The organism is Pseudomonas sp. S07E 245 (assembly GCF_019599025.1).
Classification (GTDB): domain Bacteria; phylum Pseudomonadota; class Gammaproteobacteria; order Pseudomonadales; family Pseudomonadaceae; genus Aquipseudomonas; species Aquipseudomonas shirazensis.
Map to the genome: position 1 here is coordinate 2,080,958 of NZ_CP080625.1, position 15,397 is coordinate 2,096,354.

General features: G+C 60.5%; 18 protein-coding genes, 1 tRNA gene and 1 pseudogene. 14 read left to right on the forward strand and 6 right to left on the reverse strand.

Annotated features, from left to right (window positions below; genetic code table 11):
• Nucleotides 1–3: 3 nt before the first annotated feature.
• From K3F44_RS09530 to csrA, 7 genes are all read left to right on the forward strand, one after another.
• Nucleotides 4–174 (forward strand): hypothetical protein, encoded by a 171-nt coding sequence (locus K3F44_RS09530; RefSeq protein WP_178080774.1) that lies wholly within the window; start codon nt 4–6, stop codon nt 172–174.
• Nucleotides 175–224: 50 nt separating this feature from the next.
• Nucleotides 225–1,298 carry a nitronate monooxygenase family protein gene (locus K3F44_RS09535; protein WP_220633885.1) on the forward strand — a complete coding sequence of 358 codons (1,074 nt, stop codon included), beginning with the start codon at nt 225–227 and terminating at the stop codon, nt 1,296–1,298.
• A 91-nt stretch (nt 1,299–1,389) separates the two neighbouring features.
• Complete coding sequence (gene modA, locus K3F44_RS09540; RefSeq protein ID WP_220633886.1) at nt 1,390–2,145, forward strand: molybdate ABC transporter substrate-binding protein; 756 nt, start codon at nt 1,390–1,392, stop codon at nt 2,143–2,145.
• On the forward strand, nt 2,145–2,825 hold the full coding sequence (gene modB / locus K3F44_RS09545; RefSeq protein WP_101320689.1) for a molybdate ABC transporter permease subunit: 681 nt from the start codon (nt 2,145–2,147) through the stop codon (nt 2,823–2,825). Before modA ends, modB begins: the two co-directional genes overlap by 1 nt.
• 1 nt (nt 2,826) lies before the next feature.
• Nucleotides 2,827–3,918 carry a molybdenum ABC transporter ATP-binding protein gene (gene modC, locus K3F44_RS09550; protein WP_101320691.1) on the forward strand — a complete coding sequence of 364 codons (1,092 nt, stop codon included), beginning with the start codon at nt 2,827–2,829 and terminating at the stop codon, nt 3,916–3,918.
• A 58-nt stretch (nt 3,919–3,976) separates the two neighbouring features.
• Complete coding sequence (locus tag K3F44_RS09555) at nt 3,977–4,993, forward strand: DNA topoisomerase IB (RefSeq protein WP_150568833.1); 1,017 nt, start codon at nt 3,977–3,979, stop codon at nt 4,991–4,993.
• A gap of 253 nt (nt 4,994–5,246) precedes the next feature.
• Nucleotides 5,247–5,447 carry a carbon storage regulator CsrA gene (csrA, locus tag K3F44_RS09560; RefSeq protein ID WP_101320695.1) on the forward strand — a complete coding sequence of 67 codons (201 nt, stop codon included), beginning with the start codon at nt 5,247–5,249 and terminating at the stop codon, nt 5,445–5,447.
• A 72-nt stretch (nt 5,448–5,519) separates the two neighbouring features.
• On the opposite strand, the gene K3F44_RS09565 is transcribed toward csrA, so the two are convergent.
• Genes K3F44_RS09565 through K3F44_RS09575 form a run of 3 tightly spaced genes read right to left on the reverse strand, consistent with a single transcriptional unit; the run spans nt 5,520 to nt 8,495 of the window.
• The gene (locus K3F44_RS09565; RefSeq protein ID WP_220633887.1) at nt 5,520–5,873 is read right to left on the reverse strand and encodes a response regulator; all 354 of its coding nucleotides are present in this window, start codon (nt 5,871–5,873) and stop codon (nt 5,520–5,522) included.
• A 10-nt stretch (nt 5,874–5,883) separates the two neighbouring features.
• Nucleotides 5,884–7,329 (reverse strand): ATPase domain-containing protein, encoded by a 1,446-nt coding sequence (locus tag K3F44_RS09570; RefSeq protein WP_220633888.1) that lies wholly within the window; start codon nt 7,327–7,329, stop codon nt 5,884–5,886.
• 23 nt (nt 7,330–7,352) lie between these two features.
• Nucleotides 7,353–8,495, reverse strand: a complete 1,143-nt coding sequence (locus K3F44_RS09575; RefSeq protein WP_220633889.1) for a nitrogen regulation protein NR(II) — start codon at nt 8,493–8,495, stop codon at nt 7,353–7,355.
• A gap of 335 nt (nt 8,496–8,830) precedes the next feature.
• Between K3F44_RS09575 and K3F44_RS09580 the strand changes: the two genes are divergently transcribed.
• Together K3F44_RS09580 and K3F44_RS09585 are read left to right on the forward strand one after the other, a co-directional pair.
• Nucleotides 8,831–8,915: transfer RNA gene (locus K3F44_RS09580), tRNA-Leu, on the forward strand.
• 104 nt (nt 8,916–9,019) lie between these two features.
• Nucleotides 9,020–9,433 carry a DoxX family protein gene (locus K3F44_RS09585; RefSeq protein ID WP_101320703.1) on the forward strand — a complete coding sequence of 138 codons (414 nt, stop codon included), beginning with the start codon at nt 9,020–9,022 and terminating at the stop codon, nt 9,431–9,433.
• A gap of 37 nt (nt 9,434–9,470) precedes the next feature.
• Here the strand turns inward: K3F44_RS09585 and K3F44_RS09590 are convergent, their stop codons facing one another.
• Together K3F44_RS09590 and K3F44_RS09595 are read right to left on the reverse strand one after the other, a co-directional pair.
• A complete protein-coding gene (locus tag K3F44_RS09590; protein ID WP_220633890.1) occupies nt 9,471–9,641 on the reverse strand; it encodes a hypothetical protein in 171 nt (56 codons plus the stop codon).
• Nucleotides 9,642–9,995: 354 nt separating this feature from the next.
• Nucleotides 9,996–10,163 (reverse strand): hypothetical protein, encoded by a 168-nt coding sequence (locus tag K3F44_RS09595; protein WP_178080775.1) that lies wholly within the window; start codon nt 10,161–10,163, stop codon nt 9,996–9,998.
• 223 nt (nt 10,164–10,386) lie between these two features.
• Between K3F44_RS09595 and K3F44_RS09600 the strand changes: the two genes are divergently transcribed.
• Nucleotides 10,387–10,641, forward strand: a complete 255-nt coding sequence (locus K3F44_RS09600) for a Pathogenicity locus (RefSeq protein ID WP_101320707.1) — start codon at nt 10,387–10,389, stop codon at nt 10,639–10,641.
• 151 nt (nt 10,642–10,792) lie between these two features.
• Here K3F44_RS09600 and K3F44_RS24815 read toward each other — a convergent pair.
• Nucleotides 10,793–10,933 (reverse strand): annotated as a pseudogene (locus tag K3F44_RS24815) (chromate transporter); the annotation flags it as partial.
• Between the two features lie 239 nt (nt 10,934–11,172).
• Between K3F44_RS24815 and K3F44_RS09605 the strand changes: the two are divergent.
• From K3F44_RS09605 to K3F44_RS09620, 4 genes are all read left to right on the forward strand, one after another.
• Nucleotides 11,173–11,979 (forward strand): shikimate dehydrogenase, encoded by an 807-nt coding sequence (locus tag K3F44_RS09605; protein WP_220633891.1) that lies wholly within the window; start codon nt 11,173–11,175, stop codon nt 11,977–11,979.
• 105 nt (nt 11,980–12,084) lie between these two features.
• The gene (locus K3F44_RS09610; RefSeq protein ID WP_101320711.1) at nt 12,085–12,894 is read left to right on the forward strand and encodes an IclR family transcriptional regulator; all 810 of its coding nucleotides are present in this window, start codon (nt 12,085–12,087) and stop codon (nt 12,892–12,894) included.
• 250 nt (nt 12,895–13,144) lie between these two features.
• Nucleotides 13,145–14,488, forward strand: coding sequence for an aromatic acid/H+ symport family MFS transporter (locus K3F44_RS09615; protein ID WP_220633892.1), 1,344 nt, complete (start codon nt 13,145–13,147; stop codon nt 14,486–14,488).
• Between the two features lie 23 nt (nt 14,489–14,511).
• A complete protein-coding gene (locus tag K3F44_RS09620) occupies nt 14,512–15,321 on the forward strand; it encodes a sugar phosphate isomerase/epimerase (RefSeq protein WP_101320716.1) in 810 nt (269 codons plus the stop codon).
• The last annotated feature ends 76 nt before the right edge of the window (nt 15,322–15,397 follow it).

Consider the following 15,397-nt stretch of genomic DNA (forward strand, 5'->3'; position numbering starts at 1 on the left):
GCCATGACCCAGAACATCAAGTACGTGATCAAATACAAGCTCGATGGCGAGCAACGCTTCGACTTCGCCGTGATGCCGGACAACTCCGAAGAGCAGGCGCGCCTGGCGCTGCAACAGATCCATGGCGATGACGTCGCCAAGATCAGCGACATCAAAGTCAGCAAGGCCCTGTAAACCTGGCCCTGGCTGGGCGCCGAGTTGAAACAGAGTTGACAGGAGTGCACATGAGCAACTGGCCAGACCGCCGTATCCTGGATCTGCTCGGCATCGATGTGCCGATCCTGCAAGCACCGATGGCCGGAGCCACCGGCTCACCCATGGCCATCGCTGTGGGCACGGCTGGTGGCCTGGCCGCTCTGCCCTGCGCCATGCTCAGCCTGGATCAGGTGCGCAGTGAAGTGGCAGCGTTCCGCGCCGCCTGCGCAGGGCCTTTGAACCTGAACTTCTTCTGCCATCAACCGCCGCCCGCTGATGCAGCCCGCGCACTGCGCTGGAAGCAGGTCCTGCAGCCGTATTATCAGGAGCTGGGCGCTGATTTCGCCGCGCCGACGCCGGTATCCAACCGTGCGCCATTCGATGAGCACAGCTGCCAACTGGTTGAAGAACTGCGCCCGCAGGTGGTCAGCTTTCACTTCGGCCTGCCCACTGCCAGCCTGCTGCAGCGGGTCAAGGCCACCGGCGCCAAAGTGCTGTCGAGTGCGACCACGGTGCAGGAGGCGCTCTGGCTGGAACAGCACGGTTGCGATGCGATCATCGCCATGGGCTATGAAGCCGGCGGCCATCGCGGCATGTTCCTCAGCGATGACATCACCAGCCAGATCGGCACCTTCGCCTTGATCCCGCAAATTGTCGACGCAGTGCGACTGCCGGTGATCGGCGCCGGTGGCATTGCCGATCACCGCGGCCTGGTGGCCGCACTGGCTCTTGGCGCCTCGGCGGTGCAGATCGGCACTGCCTACCTGTTCTGCCCGGAGGCGAAGGTATCTGCAGCCCACCGCCAGGCGCTGGATACCGCCCCCGCCAGTGACACAGCGCTGACCAACCTGTTCACCGGGCGGCCCGCGCGTGGCATCAACAACCGCATCATGCGCGACCTTGGCCCGATGAGCGATCTGGCCCCCGCCTTCCCCCTGGCAGGCGGCGCGTTGATGCCGCTGCGGGCGATCAGCGATAGCGCGGGCAGCAGTGACTTCAGCAATCTGTGGGCCGGCCAGGCTTTGCGCCTTGGCCGACACCTGCCTGCGACAGAGCTGACCAGAGACATTGCCGAGCGCGCGCTGGAGCAATTAGGGCGCTGATTCGATCCCGCGATTATGGCCCTTCCCGTAGAGTCGACTCTCGCTATATAGTCCCGTATATAACGACAACCTGCTCTCGGAGAGTTGCCTCATGCGTATGCGTTTGCCCTACCTGGCTGCAACGGCGGCCACCCTGCTCGCCTGCACCAATGCCTGGGCCGATGAAGTTCAAGTTGCCGTCGCAGCCAATTTCACCGCGCCGATCCAGGCGATTGCCAAAGACTTCGAGAAGGACACCGGGCACAAGCTTGTGGCCTCCTTCGGCGCGACGGGCCAGTTCTATGCGCAGATCAACAACGGCGCACCTTTCGAAGTATTCCTGGCGGCCGATGACAGCACTCCGGCCAAGCTTGAGCAAGAAAAGCAGACCGTTGAAGGCTCGCGCTTCACCTACGCCATCGGCACCTTGGCACTCTGGTCTGCCAAGCCAGGCTACGTCGACGCGCAAGGCGAAGTGCTGAAAACAAATGACTACAAGCACCTGTCAATCGCCAACCCCAAGACCGCTCCCTACGGCCTGGCAGCGACTCAGGTGCTGGCTAAGCTGAACCTGACTGAAGCCACCAAAGGCAAGCTCGTCGAAGGCCAGAACATCACCCAGGCGTTCCAGTTCGTTTCCACCGGCAACGCTGAGCTGGGCTTTGTCGCCCTGTCGCAGATCTACAAAGATGGCAAAGTCGAAAACGGCTCGGCCTGGATCGTCCCGTCCAGCCTGCATGACCCGATCCGCCAGGATGCGGTAATCCTCAACAAGGGCAAGGACAACCCCGCTGCCAAGGCGTTTATCGACTACCTCAAAGGCCCCAAGGCCACAGCCGTGATCAAATCCTATGGTTATGAGATCTGATGCCGCTTGATGCTGCAGACTTCGGAGCGATCTGGCTGACCTTCAAACTGGCCAGCCTGACTACTCTGATTCTGCTCGTCATAGGCACACCGATTGCCTGGTGGCTGGCGCGGACCCGCTCGTGGTTGCGCGGCCCGGTCGGCGCGGTGGTCGCTCTGCCATTGGTGCTGCCGCCGACGGTGATCGGCTTTTACCTGCTGATCGCCCTCGGCCCGCACGGCTGGCTGGGCCAAGCCACTCAGGCACTGGGCCTGGGCAGCGTGGTATTCAGCTTCACCGGCCTGGTAATTGGTTCGGTGGTGTACTCCATGCCGTTTGTGGTGCAACCCCTGCAAAACGCCTTCAGCGCGATTGGATCAAGGCCTTTGGAAGTCGCTGCCACGCTGCGTGCAAGCCCTTGGGACACTTTCATTCATGTCGTGCTGCCGCTGGCTCGGCCGGGGTTCGTCACCGCCAGCATCCTTGGCTTTGCCCACACCGTTGGCGAGTTCGGTGTGGTGTTGATGATCGGCGGCAATATCCCTGACAAGACCCGCGTGGTGTCGGTGCAGATCTTTGACCATGTCGAGTCGATGGCCTACGCACAAGCACACTGGCTGGCCGCAGCCATGCTGGTGTTCTCGTTCCTGGTGTTGCTCCTGCTGTACGCGGGGCGCCGTGGCAAGCCCGGCTGGAGTTGAGATGAGTGCTTCAATACTGGCGCGGCTGACCCTGGCGCGCGACGATTTCACCCTGGATGTCGACCTGCAACTGCCAGGTTCAGGGATCAGCGCCTTGTTCGGCCATTCCGGGTCGGGCAAGACATCGTGCCTGCGTTGCCTGGCGGGTCTGGAGCGTGCGGCGAGCGCCTACATCGAGGTCAACGGTGAAGTGTGGCAAGACAGTGCCAGCGGGTTTTTCCTCCCGCCACATCGGCGCCCGATCGGCTATGTATTCCAGGAAGCCAGCCTGTTTCCCCACCTGTCAGTGCGCGCCAACCTGGAGTTCGGCTGGCGCCGGGTGCCGGCGGCACAGCGCAAGGTCAGCCTTGAACAGGCGTGTGCGCTACTGGGCATCGGTCATTTGCTTGAGCGCCGTCCAGCCACCTTGTCTGGCGGCGAAGCGCAGCGGGTCGGCATCGCTCGCGCCCTGCTCAGCAGCCCGCGCTTGCTGCTGCTGGACGAGCCCCTGGCAGCGCTGGATGGACCACGCAAACGCGAGATTCTGCCGTATCTGGAGCACCTGCATGAAGAGCTGCAGATTCCACTGGTCTACGTCAGCCATGCCCAGGATGAAGTGGCGCGACTAGCCGACTACCTGGTGTTGCTGGAGCAGGGCAAGGTGCTTGCAAGCGGCCCCATCAGCGAGACACTGGCGCGGCTGGACCTGCCGTTGGCTCAGGGCGACGATGCCGGGGTGGTGCTGGAAGGGCTGGTGGTCGGCCATGATCCGCACTATCAATTGTTCGACCTGCGCTTGCCCGGCAATGATGCCCAACCGCTGCGTATCGCCCATCCTTCGCTGCAAGTTGGCAGCACGCACCGGCTGAAGATCCAGGCCCGCGATGTCAGCCTGGCCTTGGCGGCAGACAGCCAGTCGAGCATTCTCAACCGCTTGCCCGTGCGCGTGCGTGAGCTGCGCGCCGCCGATAACCCGGCCCATCTGCTGGTCAGTCTGGATGCGGCCGGCACCACGCTGTTGGCGCGCATCACCCGTTACTCCGCCGACCAGCTCGGCGTGCACCCGGGCCAGGCGCTATGGGCGCAAATCAAATCGGTCGCTGTTTTACTCTGAGCATCCACGCCAACGGCGTTGTCCATTGAGCAGACACCTGGTCGCTGGATGCCGCCCCATGCTCGATTGCCCGCTGCCCCGTTCCCTGCACTATGTCGACGACAGCCAGCCTGGCCTGAGCCGACGCCGATGGCGTGATCGCTTTATCTACCTGGACGCGGACGGTGAACGGGTGCGCGATGAGGCGACGCTTGCGCGCATCGCGGCGCTGGTCATCCCACCGGCCTACACCGACGTGTGGATCTGCGCCGACCCGCAGGGCCATCTGCAAGCCACCGGCCGCGACGCTCGCGGACGCAAACAATATCGCTATCACGCGCAATGGCGCGAAGTGCGCGATCAGCATAAATACGGACGCATGCTGGCCTTTGCTCAGGTGCTGCCCAAATTGCGCAAGCAGCTCGACGCCCACCTGCGCCGCCCAGGGCTGGGCCGGGAAAAGGTCATGGCGCTGGTGGTCAGCCTGCTCGACTCGACCCTGATCCGCGTCGGCAATCGCCAGTACATGCGCGACAACAACTCCTATGGATTGACCACCCTCAACTCCGATCATGTCGAGGTCAAGGGCAGTACCATTCGCTTCCAGTTCAGGGGCAAGCGCGGCGTGGAGCACAACGTTACCTTGCGCGACCGGCGGCTGGCCGGCTTGGTCAAACGCTGCATGGAACTGCCCGGGCAGACGTTATTCCAGTATCTGGATGACAACGGCGAGCGGCACAGCATCGGCTCGAGCGATATCAACCTGTTTCTGCAACAGCTGACCGGCGCTGACTTTACCGCCAAGGACTACCGCACCTGGGCCGGCAGCAGCCTGGCCCTGCATCTGTTACGGCCATTGGCCTGGGAGCCGGAAACCGAAGCCAAGCGCCAGGTCACGGCGATTGTGCGTCAGGTTGCCGCACGCTTGGGCAACACGCCGGCAGTGTGCCGGCGCTGCTACATCCACCCGGCAGTGCTTGAGCACTTCCAGCTGGGGCGCCTCGGTGCTCTGCCGCGAGCCCGCATTCGCCAGGGGCTTGAGCCCGAAGAAGTGACCTTGATGCACTTTTTGCGGGCGCTGCAGGAGTCCGATTGAGCGGGTCTATATGCACTATCAAGCAGAGAAATTTCCAATCTGCGCGTAAGCCCCCTATTCTTGCCCCCGAGCACCTCCGCCGGGGCACTTCAACCCGCAAAACCGGCACCTGCAGCTAGAGACATGAAACAGATTTTATTTACGGGGGAATTACTATCCTCCGAAAGCGTCTTTAATGAGAAGGAAGAGGGACACGCTCCCGCCGCAGCGGTAACTGACCGCACGGTTTTCGTTATTACCCAAGGAGAACTACATGCTGATACTCACCCGCAAGGTCGGCGAAAGCATCGTCATCGACGATAATATCAAAGTGACCATTCTGGGCGTCAAAGGGATGCAAGTGAGGATCGGCATCGATGCGCCAAAAGATGTTCAGGTTCATCGCGAGGAGATTTTCAAACGCATTCAGGCAGGCAGCCCCGCACCGGAAAAGCCCCACGACGAGCAACACTGAAACCTGCATCGCTTGAAGCCGCACGGATGCGCTTGACCGATCGGCCCGCCGATGCGGGATCTTGCCAGGCCCTCAGCCGCCCAGCAGCTCCCGCACTTTGGCTACCATTTCATTGGCATGAAATGGTTTCTGAAATACTGCACCGAACAAATTGCAATCTGCTTGCGCGGCTTGCGCGCCGCTCATCAAGATCAGCGGTAAATGTGCCAGCGCAGGATCCTCTCGAATCGCCTTGGCCAATTCCTGGCCATTCATCTTCGGCATCATGTAATCGGTAATCACCAGATCAATAGGCTTCTGGCGTAGCAGATCCAACGCCTTTTCGCCATTGTTGGCCTTTTCCACCAGAAAACCCTCGTCCTCCAGGGCATAACCCAGGATCTCGGCAATCAGGTATTCGTCATCGACGATCAAAATGGTCTTCATCGCTGGACTGTCAGCCGCCCTCCGACTGAGTAGGCGTGCCGCTAAGCACTGCGCTGGCACCTTCGAAAGCCTTGCGCACAACCACCCCATTCGGTCCCATGCACAGCTCATGGAGCGCAGGGTCGTAGTCACTGTCGCGCACCTTGAGCAGTGACAGCATGCGCCGCAGCCGGCTATCGAGTTCGACGAATCGGGTCAGGATCAGGTTATCGACGATGCTCGACAGGTCGGGTGACGGCGCACTGACTTCGGCACCAAACAGATCACGCATTTCCCAGGTCATCAACATCGTCACATCGCGGGCACGCAGCTCGCCGATCAGGGCGCGGAAGAAGCCATTGATGCGTGCCGGATCGAATGCCAGCCGGCTGAATGCACCGAGGCTGTCGATCACCACGCGCTTGGCACCGAGGCTATCAACCTGTTTCAGCAAGCGCGCACCGACCTGATCGAGCAGGCCCTCGGTGGTTGGCTGCCAGCTCAACAGCAAAGCCCCTGAGCGCTCCAGCTCAGCGAAGTCGTAACCAAAGGCACTGGCCTTCTGGCGCAATCGGGTAGGCGATTCGTAGAAGCCAAAATGCACCGCCGGCTGCACAGGTGACGCAGCCGCTACGAATGCCAGGCCCAGAGAGGTTTTGCCGATCCCCGAAGGCCCCATTACCAATGTGGTCGAGCCGATACTGACGCCACCGCCAAGCATGTCGTCCAGCGCTTGCGAGCCGGTGCTGATAGATTCCATTGTCTCCGAGCCAGATTGGCTGGGATGACTGTAGAGCGCCTCCAGACGCGGGAACACCGTCAGCCCGGCGCTATCGATCTGGCACTCGTGCAAGCCAGACAACGCAGCGCTGCCGCGGGTCTTGCGCAGCTGAATAGTACGCACGGCACGGCTGCCAACCAACGTCTCGCCCAAGTCGATGACGCCATCGACCATGGTGTGCTCTGGGCTGCCCTCCTGCAGACGCGAACTGGTCAGCAGCAGCACAGTGCAGCCCGCGAAGGCGGCATGCCCTTGCAGCTCGGAGATGAATTTTTTGGTATCGAGCGTGGTTCCGGCACGTATGCGGGCATTGAGCAGGCCATCGACGATCAGCAGGCTGGCCTGCTGCCGGCCAATTTCCTGACGCATCAGCCGCACCACGGCATCCAGGCCCTCCTGTTCGAGGGTGTCGAACGCGCTGACAAACTGGATCTGATCGCCTACCAGCGCCGGGTCGAAGAACTCCAGCGTCGACAGGCACTGGAACAACCGCTCATGGGATTCGCTAAGCAAAGTGGCCACCAGCACCCGCCCGCCATTGCGCACGTGGCCAAACGCCAACTGGTTGGCGAGAATGGTCTTGCCGGCCCCGGGCGGGCCTTGAACGACGTAGGACGCGCCAGCGACCAGGCCGCCACGCAGTAAAGCATCCAGCCCTTCGATACCTGTCTCGACTCGCTTGAGTACTTCAACCATGGCCGCTGCCTGTCGGGTTCGCGTTAAGGGGGGCTCAGCACCGCCGGCAGGTACAGGCACATACTGGTGCCCTCCCCGACCTTGCTGGACACACAGATGGCACCATTGCTCTGCTTGGCAAACCCATACACCTGGCTAAGACCCAGCCCGGTGCCCTTGCCAAACGGCTTGGTGGTGAAAAACGGCTCGAAGATACGCGGCAGCACATGCGCCTCGATACCCACGCCGGAGTCTTGCACATTAAACCGCACGAACGGCCCGTGCAGGCCCTCGACCTCACCTGCCAGTTGCACGCAATCGACCTCGAGGCGAATCCGCCCCGCACCTTCGATCGCATCGCGCGCATTGAACAGCAGATTGAGCAGAACCATCTGCAATTGGCCAGGGTCGGCCTGGATCAACGGCAGCTCTGCCGCCAGCTGCTGCTCGAATTCGATGCTGCCGGGTAGCGCGTGCTCGATCAAACCACGGGTCGAGTCAATCAGTGCGAGCGGAGCAATGCTCGCCGAACTCAACTGGCGATGGCGGGCAAAACTGAGCAGTTGCTGAGTCAGTTGAGTGCCGCGCTGCCCTGCATCGATGATGTGTTCCAGCAGGCGCTGAACCCGCTGCGGATCCTGGCTGTTGCTGGCCATCCGCGCCGAGCTGAGGATAATCGTCAGCAGGTTGTTGAAGTCATGCGCCAGCCCGCCGGTCAACTGCCCCAGGGCTTCGAGCTTTTGCGCCTGGAACAACTGCGCGCGTACCGCGTCGAGCTGCAGCGCAGACTCGCGCCGGTCGGTGATATCGCGCGTAACCTTGGCCAAGCCGATGATCTGGCCCTGCTCATCACGCACCACGTCCAACGCAGCCAACGCCCAGAACTGCGTGCCATCCTGACGCACGCGCCAGCCTTCCTCCTGGGCAACGCCATGCTCCAGGGCCTTGCGCAGGATCTGCTCGGGGCGATCCAGGGCACAGTCTTCAGGCGTGAAAAACACGGAGAAATGCTGGCCGATGATCTCGGCGGCCTTATAGCCCTTGATACGCTCTGCTCCAGCGTTCCACGACACTACGTAGCCAGAGGGATCAAGCATATAGATAGCGTAATCAACCACCGACTGAACGAGCTGCTCGTAGCGGTTGGCGGTCATATCGGATTGGTCCGGGGGGTCGGTTGAAACCATGAAAACTCCACAGGCACCACAAGCTGAGGCATAAACATAATGTTGAGTCTACTCGCCCTTTACAGGCTAAGCGAAGCTCTTGACGAGTAGCCAGCTGACGGAGCCGCTTCAGGCTGGTGATTTCGCTCGCAGTGAGCAGCATGGTCGCTTGAAACGTCGTGAACAGCGGCTTGATGGCACTATCAATTGCTTTGAGTACAGCCCTCAGGGATCAGCCAGGAATGCCTGCATGGAGGGTGTTTTGTTGACGCATCTATAACGATGGGTTATAAAGCGCGCTTGATTGCAGAGCACCTGTATTACAGCGTGCCGGTCGCGCAGACCCTTTCAAGCGTGCGAGTGTGGTGGAATTGGTATACACAGCAGACTTAAAATCTGCCGGCGTGAGCCTTGCGGGTTCGAGTCCCGCCACTCGCACCACTTATTGCGTAAAGGGCGCCCCATGGGGCGCCTTTTGTTTGCGCGCAAGAATTGCCCGCAACTCCTGCTACAGTGAAATCATCCAACTTCACTGGTACCCCGCCATGCGCTATACCCTGTTCGCTGGTCAACGCGATGCCATCATCCTGCTCGCACGCATCCTGCTGATGATCCTGTTCGTGCTCTCGGGCTGGAGCAAACTGACAGGCTTTGAAGGCACCGTCAGCTACTTCACCTCGATAGGTGCACCTGCGCCGACACTGGCAGCAGCCATCGCAGTGATCATGGAGTTCTTCGTTGCAATCGTGCTGATTCTCGGGTTCTACACGCGACCATTGGCGATGCTGTTCGCGCTGTTCGTGGTCGGCACCGCGTTGATCGGCCACCCGTTCTGGAACATGGTCGAGCCTGAACGCAGCGCCAACATGACGCAGTTCTTCAAGAACATGAGCATTGTCGGTGGCCTGCTGCTGCTCGCTGTAACGGGCGCTGGCAGATTCTCGCTGGATCGGCGCTGAGTGCGTGCCCTCGGCTTGATCTGCGTGCTGGCGTGAGTCAGTCGTCTACGTCATCGTGCCAGGCAGGATGGTCGTAGTCGTCGTCGCTGTCATCGACCTCATCCAGTAAACCCTGGGCATCGGCCTCGGGCGCAAAGTCTTCATAGAGGAATTCGTGATCAAGCAGGTGATCGTGTTCGGGTTCGTGGAGGTCGTGTTCGTCGCTCATGCCAGGCTCCTTGAATAGCTCGCCTGTATAAAGCGATCATCGGTGCAGGTCAACGGCTGAACTGTTAATCCCGACTTAACCAGGGCATTGCACCCTGCCTGAGCTCCCTTCAAGAATCCTTGCCTGCCTTACGGCGGGCTTTTTTTTGCCTGCAGATTACCTGAATGATCTTGCTACATCGTCTTCACGTTTTACTGACAAGCCCGGCCAGATACTACACAGGCTCCGTACGATCTTTAGACCCGCCCACCGTTGGCGGGTTTTCTTTGCCTGTGATTCGGCAATCGCGCAACTCGGCATCCAGCCAGCGCAGCGCAAACGCGCACGCGCCGAAGGACACCTGTTACAGCAGACTCACGGCGTCTTGGCAGCCTGAGCCTTGGTCCAGTGCACCTTGGGCGCGGCAGGGTTGAAACCGCTGACGCCTCTTGGCACTTCCTTAATCTCGCCGCCTTTGGACAAGAACTGCTCAATTTGCTCATTCAAGCGCAGTTGAGCGTGATGGGTCGCAGACTGGGACATGCTGATACCTCACTGATGAGCCACCCAGAGAGAGGACTCGCCCGCCACTATACACCGCAAAGCACGTAAGCAGGACTTTAAAGCCAGATAAAGAGAGATCCCTGCCAAATTTGCGCAGATATCAGCAAGATTACCAAGCGTAAAACCTCGCGCTCTTGCCTCGGTTGTGGTGGCCTCGAATATGAGTGAAGCTTGGCAAAACTCACGGAGAGAGGATGTACCCATGCCGTTTTCAGCGGACGAACGCGCAGCCCTGCTGGCGCTCAAGGGCGTAGGCCCGACGGTTATCAGCAGGCTTGAGCAGATGGGCATCGAGTCACTGCAGATGTTGGGCGATTCGAGCGTCGACGACATTCTGGCGCAGGCTTCGGCAGCGCTGGGGTCAACTTGCTGGAAGAACAGCCCACAGGCGCGAGCGGCGATAACGGCGGCAGTGATGCTTGGCAAGCAGTCGAGCGTTAGCCTGTCACTGCGCTAGCGCGCTCATCTATCAAACCCACAGCATATGGACTGCCAAACCTGCACCGGCGCAAGCGAATAGAACCAGGATCACTGTTAGCTTGAAGCAGAACAGGGCAATAGCGACAGCAACCGAGACTACCGCTGCAGGCCGGTCAAATGCACCGCTAAATCGAAATCTGCCCGGCGGGCCCACCAAAACTGATGAAGCCTAGCTTGAGCCAGAACAGGAACGCCTGGTAAAGGCCGACCGGCCGCACAACCGGCTTGGATGGGGGCTGCTTGTTCACCGCGCTGGCGCTCTCAACCACCTTGAGCCTGCTCGTCAGCCAAGGCGGTCAGTTGCGAAAGTCGAAACTGGCTCAAAAAAGCCGGACAAGATCGGAATCAGCTTATCAACTGGAATTCGATTCCTTTTTCTATATCATAGCCCCTGACTCAATCGAGTGGCTCGGTCGCAGCAATGGGCTGACACCCTCGCGAGCCATACCCTGCTGCTTCGCTTAGGTGCGGGATACGCAGCCTGGGACAGCCCCCTAGGAGAGAATAGATGTCACAGTTGTTGATACCCAGCCCAACTGGCAAGACCCGGATTTTTGCGGTTATCGGTGATCCAGTGAAGCAGGTCAAGGCTCCAGAGCTTCTCAACAGAGTATTCGCTGATGAAGCTGTAGACGCAGTGATGATCGCGGTGCATGCCAGGCCTGAGCAACTCGCGACCGTGATACGTGGCCTCCAGGCGATGGATAATTTTTCCGGCATGCTGATCACCATTCCGCACAAGTTTGCTGCTCGAGATTTCGCGGAGTCGGTGAGCGTTGCCGTGCAGGTTTCTGGCAGCACCAATGCAATGCGCCGCAACGAACAGGGCGGGTGGGAAGCGGATAACTTCGATGGCGCGGGATTTACCTTGAGCCTTCAGCGCAAAGGGTATGACCTGATCGGGAAACGCGTCGTACTGGCCGGTGGTGGGGGTGCGGGTAGTTCGATCGCTGTCGCATTATTGCAAGCAGAGGTGGGCCGATTGTATCTACAGGAACCGGATGCCCTGAAAGCCGATGCACTGCTCGCCAGACTAAGCCAGCACTGGCCTGGCCGATGCGAGCTTGCTCAGCCACACCACCTTGAGGTGGCCGATATCGCTATCAACGCAACGCCGCTAGGCCTCTCGGAGGATGATCCACTTCCGCTAGAGCTTGCCGCCGTGCCTGCCGGGGCCTTGGTTGCAGATATCATCATGCAACCTGCAGAGACTCGTCTGTTACGCACTGCAAAGGCCGCCGGGCACCCCGTGCACCCTGGTAGCCACATGCTTAGTGAGCAATTAGGCTGCTACAGACAGTTCTTCAGGATCTGAGCCAAAAAACCGGATGAATCGGCAATTCAACGTGGATAACATTTGTCCGGAGGTGGCTGCCACTATCCATGGGCCGCTGATCTATCGCAAACCTAAGGAAACAACATGAGCAATGCGCTTGAACGCGGCCTGCATGCCATCGAGTTGCTCGCCGGCAAAAGCTCCGGGCTGGCACTTCAACAAGTAGCGGAAGCCTTGGACATTCCGCCGAGCGCGACCCACCGCATGCTCAATTGCCTTGTCGAACAGGGTTTCGTGCGCCAGGAGCATCAGCACGGCAATTACGTGCTTGCCCTGAAGCTGGTTTCACTGGCGCTCAAGCATCTGTCCAAGAGCGACATGGTCGACCTAGCCCGGCCGATACTCGAGCGCCTGGCGCAAGCGTCCGGCGAGCTTGTGCGCTTGAGCATTGTAGATGGCGATAACCTGATCTGGATCTCCAAGGCCCAGGGCAGCCGCTCCGGTCTGCGCTACGATCCCGATGCGGGTGCCGAGGCCAAGCTCTGCTGCACGGCGTCTGGCCTGGCCTGGTTGAGCTGCCTCAGCAACGAGCGCGCGCTGGAGTTGGTCTACCGGCAAGGCCTGGCTAAACCGGGCGAATATGGCCCCAATGCGGCCACCACCATCGAACACCTGCTCGACAACCTGAAGATCGCCCGTGAGCAGGGCTATGCCAGCGTCGACGAGAGCTTTGAAATTGGCGCCGCCTCGATGGCTGCAGCAATTCGCGATTCGCAGCAGCAGGTCGTCGGCGTGATCAGTATCGCCGGCCCCAGCGTCCGCCTCCCTGCCGAGCGCATGCAAGCGCTGAAGGCAGCGTTGCTGGACGCCGTAGAAGAGATCACCGCGATCAACCTGGACAGCCTCCCAAAGCTGTCGCTGATGACCTCCCACATCAGCGAACACACCGCCTGATCGGCACCTCGCTTGACCGCGGCCTGGCTTACTGACCTGGCCGCCGCTCCCTAGCAATTGCTCGACAGCAGGCCCTTCACAGGCCGTGGATTGCCAGCGCCCAAAAACGAATTGGAATCCAATATGAATATGGAATGGATTTCCAATTATGATAATATCGGCTTACCGACCCTGGTAATGCCTTGGCGCCAACCTGCCAGCCCATCACCGGAAAAGGCATTTTCATAAAAACAAAAAGCAGGAGTTATCCATGGCGAACCCTCCAGAAGTAGATGTGAGCACCTTCATGGATGCTCGAAAGATGAGCACCCGACAGTGGCTGGTGCTGTTCCTCGGTTTCATGGTGCTGGTGTTTGACGGCTTCGACACCACCGCGATCGGCTTCATTGCCCCGGCACTGGTCGACGACTGGGGCGTGCTGCGCCAGGACCTCGGCCCGGTAATGATGAGCGGGCTGCTCGGGCTGGCATTCGGTTCGTTGACTGCCGGGCCATTGGCCGACCGCTTCGGCCGCAGGCCAGTCATCATCGGCTCGGTGCTGTTGTTCGGTTTCTGGAGCCTGGCCTCCGCCTGGTCGAGCGGGATCACCAGCCTGACGATACTGCGCTTTCTGACCGGGGTTGGGCTGGGTGCCTCGATGCCCAATACGGCGACCCTGATCTCGGAATACGCCCCCAAGCGCTACCGCTCTCACATGGTCTCGTTCATCTACTGCGGCTTTGCTTTTGGTGCGGCGCTGGGTGGTTTGGGCAGTGAGTGGCTGATCGAAAACTTCGGCTGGCGGTCAGTGTTGGTGGCCGGCGGCGTGCTGCCGATTGCGTTCGCCCTTCTGCTGCTCTTGAGCCTTCCGGAGTCCATCCGCTTCCTGGCACAGAACAGTGCCTTGAAGGACCGCCTGATCAAGGAAATCAACAAGGTTGCTCCGGGCCTGGCCAACGCCCAGACGCGTTTCCATAGCAGCGAAGCGGCGATCAAGGCGACAGGCAAGGTCAGTGCCCTCTTCGCGCCCGGTTTCACCCTGGGCACCTGCATGATCTGGATCACTCTGTTCATGGGTCTGCTGACCATGTACCTGCTGTCGAGCTGGCTGCCGCTGCTCAGCCGCGATGCTGGTCTGAGCATGGGTCAGGCGGCGCTGCTGGGCTCGTTGCTGCAGATCGGCGGCATGCTGGGCAACTTCACCGTCGGCATGAAGATGGACCGCTGGGAACACCACAAGGTGGTCGGCGCCACGGTGTTCTGCGGCGGCGCCTGCGCAGTGCTGATCGCCTTGCAGCAGCCGACCATGCAGGTGCTCTGCCCGTTGATACTGCTACTGGGCTACTTTCTGAACGGCGTAAACGTCGGCGGCTACGCGCTGGCCGCCTCCTTCTACCCCACTCAGATCCGCGCCACCGGCGTTTGCTGGGCCACTGGCATTGGCCGGCTGGGTGCGATCAGCGGCGCCGGGATCGGTGCACTGATGCTGGCCTCGCAATGGAATTTCAGCCAGGTCTTCCTGTTCCTCGCCATCCCTTCCCTGATCGGGGTTACAGCGCTGTGGATCAAAAGTCGCAAGCGCGACGCGTCGGCAATCCCCGCTGCCATCAACTGAAGCCAACTGTAGGTAGACATGCCATGCAAGCCAGCTATTCCATTGCACAACTGACCGCGCTCGCGTTAACCCCGCCGGAAATGATCGAACTGGCTGCACGCACCGGCTATGACCAGGCTGGCGTGCGTTTGCTGCCGGTGGCGCCAGGGGCAGTCGCCTATTCCTTGATGGACGACAAACCGATGTTGCGCGAAACCCTCGCGCGCATCGACGACACCGGGGTCAAAGTCTTTGATCTGGAATTGATCCGCCTCGACGGGCAATTCGACGTGCAGCGTTATCTGCCGTTCCTCGAAGTCGGCGCGCAGCTCGGCGCCAAGGCCGTACTGGTGGCAGGCGACGACCCGGAACCCAACCGGCTGATCGAACACTATGCGCGGCTATGCGACGCCATGCAGCCCTTCGGCCTGTCGGCAGACCTGGAGTTCATGCCGTGGACGGCTGTCCGCGACCTGGCCAGTGCACTGCACATCGTTGAACAGGCCGACCGCGCCAACGGCGGCATCCTGGTCGACGCGCTGCATTTCGACCGTTCCGACAGTCGCTTCGAGGACTTGCAACGTATCCCCGCGCAATGGCTGAACTACGCGCAGATATGCGACGGCCCAGCGCTGCGACCGAACACCCGTGACGGCCTGATTCAAGCAGCGCGTGGCGAGCGTCTATTGCCGGGCGAGGGCGATATCGACCTGGCGAGGATCTGGCGCAGCCTCCCGGCTACGGTCCCGGTCAGCGTCGAAATCCCCCATGACCGCAGGGTTGCGCAAGTGGGCGTCGAAGCCTGGGCAAGACAGGCGCTGGCCGCTGCCAAGGCAATTATCGAACCGCTCTGATCCGTTTGAGCACACCACAGCAGGCAACTGCTGAATGCTGCCGACACTTCACCTGCACAAGGGCGGGCTGCCAAAC

Excerpts from the sequence above, each read along its gene's own strand:
- K3F44_RS09565 (WP_220633887.1), bottom strand. The coding sequence starts at position 5,873 with ATGAAGACCATTTTGATCGTCGATGACGAATACCTGATTGCCGAGATC.
- K3F44_RS09620 (WP_101320716.1), top strand. The coding sequence starts at position 14,512 with ATGCAAGCCAGCTATTCCATTGCACAACTGACCGCGCTCGCGTTAACC.
- modC (WP_101320691.1), top strand. The coding sequence starts at position 2,827 with ATGAGTGCTTCAATACTGGCGCGGCTGACCCTGGCGCGCGACGATTTC.
- K3F44_RS09615 (WP_220633892.1), top strand. The coding sequence starts at position 13,145 with ATGGCGAACCCTCCAGAAGTAGATGTGAGCACCTTCATGGATGCTCGA.
- csrA (WP_101320695.1), top strand. The coding sequence starts at position 5,247 with ATGCTGATACTCACCCGCAAGGTCGGCGAAAGCATCGTCATCGACGAT.
- K3F44_RS09585 (WP_101320703.1), top strand. The coding sequence starts at position 9,020 with ATGCGCTATACCCTGTTCGCTGGTCAACGCGATGCCATCATCCTGCTC.
- K3F44_RS09530 (WP_178080774.1), top strand. The coding sequence starts at position 4 with ATGACCCAGAACATCAAGTACGTGATCAAATACAAGCTCGATGGCGAG.
- K3F44_RS09590 (WP_220633890.1), bottom strand. The coding sequence starts at position 9,641 with ATGAGCGACGAACACGACCTCCACGAACCCGAACACGATCACCTGCTT.
- K3F44_RS09600 (WP_101320707.1), top strand. The coding sequence starts at position 10,387 with ATGCCGTTTTCAGCGGACGAACGCGCAGCCCTGCTGGCGCTCAAGGGC.
- modB (WP_101320689.1), top strand. The coding sequence starts at position 2,145 with ATGCCGCTTGATGCTGCAGACTTCGGAGCGATCTGGCTGACCTTCAAA.
- modA (WP_220633886.1), top strand. The coding sequence starts at position 1,390 with ATGCGTATGCGTTTGCCCTACCTGGCTGCAACGGCGGCCACCCTGCTC.
- K3F44_RS09605 (WP_220633891.1), top strand. The coding sequence starts at position 11,173 with ATGTCACAGTTGTTGATACCCAGCCCAACTGGCAAGACCCGGATTTTT.
- K3F44_RS09575 (WP_220633889.1), bottom strand. The coding sequence starts at position 8,495 with ATGGTTTCAACCGACCCCCCGGACCAATCCGATATGACCGCCAACCGC.
- K3F44_RS09535 (WP_220633885.1), top strand. The coding sequence starts at position 225 with ATGAGCAACTGGCCAGACCGCCGTATCCTGGATCTGCTCGGCATCGAT.
- K3F44_RS09570 (WP_220633888.1), bottom strand. The coding sequence starts at position 7,329 with ATGGTTGAAGTACTCAAGCGAGTCGAGACAGGTATCGAAGGGCTGGAT.
- K3F44_RS09555 (WP_150568833.1), top strand. The coding sequence starts at position 3,977 with ATGCTCGATTGCCCGCTGCCCCGTTCCCTGCACTATGTCGACGACAGC.
- K3F44_RS09610 (WP_101320711.1), top strand. The coding sequence starts at position 12,085 with ATGAGCAATGCGCTTGAACGCGGCCTGCATGCCATCGAGTTGCTCGCC.
- K3F44_RS09595 (WP_178080775.1), bottom strand. The coding sequence starts at position 10,163 with ATGTCCCAGTCTGCGACCCATCACGCTCAACTGCGCTTGAATGAGCAA.